The organism is Lacticaseibacillus pantheris DSM 15945 = JCM 12539 = NBRC 106106 (genome assembly GCF_001311175.1).
Lineage (GTDB): Bacteria > Bacillota > Bacilli > Lactobacillales > Lactobacillaceae > Lacticaseibacillus > Lacticaseibacillus pantheris.
Window position 1 is genome coordinate 1 of the sequence record NZ_BBAI01000065.1, and the last position, 6,180, is coordinate 6,180.

A 6,180-nucleotide genomic window follows, 5' to 3' on the forward strand; every position below is an offset into this window, starting at 1 on the left:
CACCAACTGTCACTAACTTCAACAGAACTACGGGCATGCAGCCGTCGCGGGCCCCAGCCGCTCAACCTCCGCCACCACACCAGTACGACCAACTGTAGAGGGTCACCGTTCCGGGTCCAGTCGTCTCCGCACCCCACGGCACCCCCACCGGCCAGAGCCACACTTGCGAACGGATTTATGAATGATTTGGGTCAACTAACGCGTTCCCAGCGATAAAGACAGGCGGTATGCTGACCAGGCATCTCGCAGCCCAGAATTTGGCAGATTAGTGTATGAGGTCGTGATGAAGGCGAGTGGTCTTGGAGTAAATTAACTGTCGAGGACTGTGTACGGGAGAAAGGCTTCTATTGGGAGTTATACGTGCTACAGTAGCGTGAGGCCGCGTCGGTCGGACCGGTGAGCGGAGTACCCCACGAAAGCCGCAGCTCACCGGTCCGGCCTACGCTGCCGCCAACAACTACCGTAGCAGGCCAAGGCACAGGGCACACAAGCAGTTTTGTTTTCTCGCAACGGTCTGCTAAAATTGTTGTGACCGTAAGTTGGAAACGGAGAGTCAAAATTATGCCTAAAAAAACCCAGTGTCACCCCCATGATGCAGCAATACCTCGCAATTAAGGCGCAGTATCCTGACGCCTTTTTGTTTTACCGCATCGGGGACTTTTATGAAATGTTTTATGACGATGCCATTAAGGGCTCGCAAATTCTCGAACTCACGCTGACCGCGCGCAACAAGAGTGCGGATGACCCCATCCCCATGTGTGGCGTGCCGCACCACGCGGTGGAGAATTACCTCAACGTGATGATTGATCACGGGTACAAAGTCGCCATCTGTGAGCAGATGGAGGATCCCAAAACCGCCGTGGGGATGGTGAAGCGGGAGGTCATCCAGCTGGTGACCCCCGGGACCACCATGAACGTCAATCCTGGTGCCGCTAAGCGCAACAACTACCTGACCGCCGTGTTGCCCGTCAAGGACGGCTTTGGTTTTGCGTACACCGACCTTTCGACCGGGGAAATGAAGGTAGCACACCTCAGTAACGTTGCCGACATCGTGAATGAGTTGGACGCCCTGAGTAGTATCGAGACCGTGGTGCCCGTGGACCTTGACGAGCAAGTGGCCAGTCAGCTCAAAGTGAACGACCGCATCCTGTCGCAGCAGGCATTGAGCACCGATGCGAGTGCCGAAGTCAGCTTTGTCATCCAGGACCTCGATGATGAGGTGGAAACCAAAGTCGTCAGCATGCTCATGCAGTACCTGCTGAGCACCCAGAAGCGGAGCCTCGCGCACATCCAGCGCGCCGTGCCGTACACGCCGTCCGCGTTCCTGGAGATGGATAGCGATGCCCGGCGTAACCTCGACATCCTCAGTAACAGCCGAACTGGTAAAAAGGCCGATAGTTTGTTGTGGCTGCTGGATAAGACCAAAACCGCGATGGGCGGGCGGATGTTGCGCAATTGGTTGGAGCGGCCGTTGCTGGATTACCAGACCATTACCCACCGTCAGCAACAAGTCCAAGCGATGCTCGACCACTTCTTTGAACGGACCGAGCTAGCCGACAACCTGAACCAGGTGTACGACCTGGAACGGTTAGCCGGGCGCGTGGCCTTTGGCACCGTGAACGGACGGGACCTGCAGCAACTCGCCACCAGTCTGGATCAACTGCCAGCTATTCTGGATACTTTGGACCGGATTGACGACGCGAGTTTGGACGATTACCGCCACCTCGATACGGTGGGTGACGTCGCCGACCTGATTCACGCTAGCATCGTTGACGAACCGCCGATTTCCGTTACCGATGGGAAGCTCATTAAGGACGGGTATAACGACCAGCTGGACGCTTACCGTTCCACGTTGAAAAACGCCAAGCAGTGGTTGGCGGAGTACGAGACGACCGAGCGGCAGGCCACGGGTATCCATAACCTGAAGGTCAAGTACAACACGGTCTTTGGCTACTACATTGAGGTGACCAAGTCCAACCTCGATAAAGTTCCGGAAGACCGGTACGACCGGAAGCAGACGCTCACGAACGCCGAGCGGTTCATTACGCCGGAACTGAAGGAGAAGGAAGACACGATCCTCGAGGCCCAGAGTAATTCTACCTCGTTGGAGTACGACGTGTTTACGCAGATTCGCGAACAGATTAAGGCCAACATCACGCGCCTGCAGGACCTGGCGGCCAAAGTTGCGGGGTTGGACGTGCTGCAAAGTTACGCGCAGGTCGCCGAGGACCAACACTTTATTCGACCAACGATGACCGCTAACGGCCACGATATTGACATCGTGAACGGACGGCACCCGGTGGTGGAAAAAGTCATGGGGTCCACGGAGTACATTCCCAACGACGTCACGATGGACGCCGACACGGACATGTTGCTAATCACCGGACCGAACATGTCCGGGAAGAGTACGTACATGCGCCAGCTGGCGTTGATCGTCATTATGGCGCAGGCCGGTGGGTTCATTCCGGCTGACCGCGCGACTTTGCCCGTCTTTGATAAGATTTTCACCCGCATCGGTGCGGCCGATGACCTGGCTAACGGCCAAAGTACCTTCATGGTTGAAATGCTGGAGGCTAACGCGGCGTTGAGTCACGCCACCAGCCGGAGCCTGATCCTCTTTGACGAAATCGGGCGCGGGACCGCGACCTATGACGGGATGGCGCTGGCGCAGGCCATCATCGAATACTTGCACGACCATGTGCACGCCAAAACGTTATTTTCGACCCACTACCACGAACTGACCGCGCTGGCCGACCACCTTGACCGGCTGCGGAACGTGCATGTGGGTGCGACTTTGGATCACGGCAACCTGGTCTTCCTGCACAAAATGCTGGCTGGACCAGCGGACAAATCGTACGGGATTCACGTGGCTAAGCTGGCCGGCCTGCCCGAAGAGCTGTTACAGCGCGCCGATAAAGTGTTGCAACACCTCGAACAGCAGGGCGGTTCGCTGGAAATGGGCGCCAGTGATGATGAACAGACGGCTGTAGAGCCAGCGACGGTAGCGGATACACCGGTTGCAGCGGGACCGGAGCCAGACACGACGGCGGACGTTCAGACTAATGCTCCGGAGGCCGTGGACGACCAGCAACTCGACCTGTTCACGCCGGAGACGGTGGTACCTGAGTTGAGCGATGCGGATACTAAGGTACTGAAGCAACTGGAAAAGTTCGATTTGTTGCAGGCCACACCAATGGCGGCGATGAATCTGTTATACGAATTAAAGCAAGAGTTAAGCCAGCGGGGAACACAAGCGTAGTGGTGGACAACGTGGGCTAAAAGCGTTATTTTAGGTGCACTAAGATTGGGGATGACCACGATGAGTCAGATTCATGAATTACCAGAAGCCCTGGCTAACCAGATTGCCGCTGGGGAAGTGGTCGAGCGACCAGCTTCGGTGATTAAGGAGCTAGTGGAAAACAGTATCGATGCCGGCGCGTCCCAGGTGGATATTCGCGTGGTGGATGCCGGCCTGCGTTTGATGGAAGTGGCCGATAACGGTGCTGGGATTGAGCCAGACGACGTGCCGAACGCGTTTAAGCGCCACGCCACGAGCAAGATTGCGACTACCCGGGACCTCTTTGCCATCCACTCGCTGGGGTTTCGGGGCGAGGCCCTGGCCAGTATTGCGGCCGTGGCGGACGTGACCATCGAGACCGCGACGAGTGCGGGTGTGGGCACCAGTGCACACCTGACCGGCGGGGCCATAGTGGATGCGCACCAGCAGGCCTTCCGGCAGGGGACAACCATTGCGGTGCATAACCTGTTTTACAACACTCCGGCCCGGCTCAAGTACGTAAAGTCCCAGGCGACGGAGCTCAGCCACATCACGGATATCGTGAACCGGTTGGCCCTGGGTCACCCGAATGTCGCCATCACTTTGCGCAGTGCGGACAAGCTGTTGTTGCGCACGGCGGGTAATGGCGACCTCCAGCAGACCATCGCCGGCATTTACGGCGTCGAGACGGCCAAAGGCATGTTGGCGTTCGCGGGCGAGGACTTGGACTTCAAGGTGTCCGGTTACGTCAGCCTGCCGGACACGACCCGGTCGACGCGGACTCACATGACGCTGTTATTGAACGGACGCTACTTCAAGAACTTCAACCTCGCCAAGGCCGTGATTGCAGGCTATGGCTCCAAGCTGATGGTGGGCCGGTACCCGCTAGCGGTGGTCAACATTGAGATTGACCCGCAGTTGGTGGATGTTAACGTCCACCCGACGAAGCAGGAGCTACGGATTAGCAAAGAGGCGGCGTTGAGCCAACTCATTGAGCAAACGATATACGCCCGCATGGCGGACCAGAACCTCATTCCGGATGCGTTGCATAATTTGCAGCACCGGCGTGGACCCAAAGGTGAGCAGCAAGCGTTGAACTTTGCCTCCCCAGATCGCGTGCGGGAGCCGGTCACGCCGATTGTGACGGGTAACACCGTGACGCCGGTGACAACGGCGACGGTAGCACCAGCTGAAGCGAGCGTGCCGGCTGATATGCCCGCTGATACTGAGGCTACTGCTGATGATTACGGGCTGGACATTGAGGATTTACCGCAGGACAGTATCATGGCGCACCCTGACCGTTTGGCGGCCTGGGATGAGCGGTACGCGCACATCGCACCCGACGAAATGGCGGCGGTGGACCAGGAGGACGCGTTGGCAGTGGCGGGGGATGCCGCTACTGCCGCCGACGCTGATAACGACCAGCCGCAGGAGCGATTCCCGGACTTGCGGTATCTAGCGCAGATGCACGGTACGTTCATTTTGGCGGAGACACCGGACGGTTTTTACTTGGTCGACCAGCACGCCGCGCAGGAACGGGTGAACTACGAAAAGTACCGCGTGGAAATTGGCCAGGTGGACCCGGGACAGCAAAACTTGTTGGTGCCAATCGTGTTGGATTACCCGGCGAGTGACGCGGCGCTGATTCGTGACCGGTTGGACGTACTGCAAAGTGTCGGTGTGTACCTGGAAGACTTTGGGCAAAATAGTTTCGTGGTGCGCAGTCACCCGACGTGGTTTGAACCCGGTCAGGAAGAGGATACGCTACGGGAAATGATCGACTGGGTGCTGCGTGACGGGCACCTGACGGTCGCGAAGTTCCGCGAGGCGGCGGCCATCATGATGAGTTGTAAGCGTGCGATTAAGGCGAACCACCACCTTGACGGCCAGCAGGGGCAGGCGTTGCTGAACAAGTTGGCGCAGGCGGAGAACCCGTTTAATTGCCCACACGGTCGGCCGGTGGTGGTCGAATTCTCGAACAACGACCTCAACAAAATGTTCAAGCGCATCCAGGATAGCCACGAAAGCAATCCCGTCGACATGTAACCTACCTTTTGGCCCGAACAATGGTGTTCGGGCCTTTTGGGTTGGTTTGGTGGTGGCGGCAGCGTAGGCCGGGCTGGTGAGCTACGGCTTTCGTGGGGTGCTCCGCGGTAACCACTGCTAGGGCGAAGGCTTTGGTCACGAACGCGCGGGCGGGGTTTGGGGTTGCGGCTTACGTGCCCTACGCCGTGATTGCTACACCCGCACGCTCCAGCCCGTGCCGGGCTTCCCACGAATCTTGGAGCCAAAGAAGCCCACTTTGTCTCCAAGATTTGCCGCTGTAACTCGCTGCGCTCGAACAGCGCTTCGGGGTCGCAGCAACCACGTCTCCGGGCACGACGCCTCCACCCCAAACCCCACCCACGGGTTCCCGATAGATCGAAGTTTGTAATCTAGGATTGGTTTTTATCGTCCATACCATACGGCATAAGCCAGCTTTATCATTGAGACAATGCTTAATTCTTAAGCAATCGACAGCACCATTAGGTAGATAAGTTCGTCAGATCGACATAGTGCGGGTCGCTCTCCAACCCTGTTTTTGAACATTAAAGGGCGTAATATCATAGGGAGTCGTCACGTTTAGCGAGGAAATTTGTAATGTAACTGCGTAAAGTGCAACTAAATACACTCGTGATTACAAGGTGCTTTCGACATATTTACGAACTAGCGGTTGCCGGCAAAGTGGCGGTGGGGTGGATGTGTCGTGCCAGGAGAAGTGGTTGCTACGTTAGTAGTCAGAGGCCGCGTCGGTCGGGTTGGTGAGTGAAGGCGTGTGGGCCGGAGCGGTAACCACTGCCGGGGTGCAACGTTCTTATGGCTTTAGCCATTAGAACGCGACGAATTCTGAGACTGACCGGTGG

2 protein-coding genes are annotated in these 6,180 nt (G+C 57.3%); both read left to right on the forward strand.

Features of this window, described 5'->3' with window-relative positions:
* The first annotated feature begins 589 nt into the window (after window positions 1-589).
* Window positions 590-3,259: a DNA mismatch repair protein MutS gene (gene mutS / locus JCM12539_RS12170; RefSeq protein WP_054651786.1), complete on the forward strand. Its 2,670-nt coding sequence runs from the start codon at window positions 590-592 to the stop codon at window positions 3,257-3,259.
* A gap of 60 nt (window positions 3,260-3,319) precedes the next feature.
* Window positions 3,320-5,323, forward strand: a complete 2,004-nt coding sequence (gene mutL, locus JCM12539_RS12175) for a DNA mismatch repair endonuclease MutL (protein ID WP_054651788.1) — start codon at window positions 3,320-3,322, stop codon at window positions 5,321-5,323.
* Window positions 5,324-6,180 lie beyond the last annotated feature (857 nt).

Excerpts from the sequence above, each read along its gene's own strand:
- mutL (WP_054651788.1), top strand. The coding sequence starts at position 3,320 with ATGAGTCAGATTCATGAATTACCAGAAGCCCTGGCTAACCAGATTGCC.
- mutS (WP_054651786.1), top strand. The coding sequence starts at position 590 with ATGATGCAGCAATACCTCGCAATTAAGGCGCAGTATCCTGACGCCTTT.